The organism is Massilia pseudoviolaceinigra, from assembly GCF_030846505.1.
Taxonomy (GTDB): Bacteria; Pseudomonadota; Gammaproteobacteria; order Burkholderiales; family Burkholderiaceae_D; genus Telluria_A; species Telluria_A violaceinigra.
In genome coordinates, this window is the sequence record NZ_JAVCWL010000120.1 from 1 (window position 1) to 869 (window position 869).

Below are 869 nucleotides of genomic sequence, written 5' to 3' on the forward strand. Positions count from 1 at the left end.
ATCAAGGATGCCCGGCGCAGCCGCCGGGTTGCCACGAAAACCAGCCGTCCCCCGGCTGGTTTTTTTTCGTCCATCCGCGCTGCAAGATATCCATAGCGACAACACGCAAATTTATTTCGAATATATTTCCATGTGGCACTTAATGATCCAGATCAAAGTGTCGCCTTGTATTGATGAGAGCGCGACACCAGTGCGGCTCCGAGAAGCAACCACCCAACCCCAGGAGTTAGACCATGCTGAGCCTTCACACAAACAACGCTGCCCTGTCCGCGCAAAACTCGATCAACCGCACCCAGGGCAGCCTGTCGACCTCGATGACCCGCCTGTCGACCGGCTACCGCATCAATTCGTCGATGGACGACGCCGCCGGCCTGCAGATCGCCACCCGCCTCAAAGCCCAGACCAGCGGCATGGCCGTTGCCATGCGCAACACCCAGAATTCGACCTCGATGCTGCAGACCGCTGAAGGCGCGCTCGACGAAGTGAGCAACATGGTGGTGCGCATGAAGGATCTGGCCACGCAAGCAGCGGACGCCTCCTCGACCACTGCCGACAAGACCGCCATGCAGGCAGAGTACGACGCCCTCGGCAAGGAACTGAGCAACGTGATGACCAACACCACCTTCGGTGGCGCCAAGCTGCTGATCGGCGGCACCATCGCTTCCTCGATGACGTTCCAGATCGGTTCGAGCACCAGTGAAAAAATGACGGTCAACCTGGCCACCGACGTGACCGCCCTGAACACCGCCATCGGCGCCACCAGCGGCACCTACACCGTGCCGGGCACCCCAGGCACCGAACTGACCGCCACCGCCAACGCCACCATCGACCTGCTCTCGACCGCGCTGGCCTCGATCGGCACCGTGCGT

General features: G+C 61.2%; 1 protein-coding gene. It reads left to right on the forward strand.

The features are described from left to right. Window positions 1–233: 233 nt before the first annotated feature. The coding region (locus RBA40_RS33355) for a flagellin N-terminal helical domain-containing protein (protein ID WP_306653205.1) at window positions 234–869 on the forward strand (636 nt) is incomplete at its 3' end.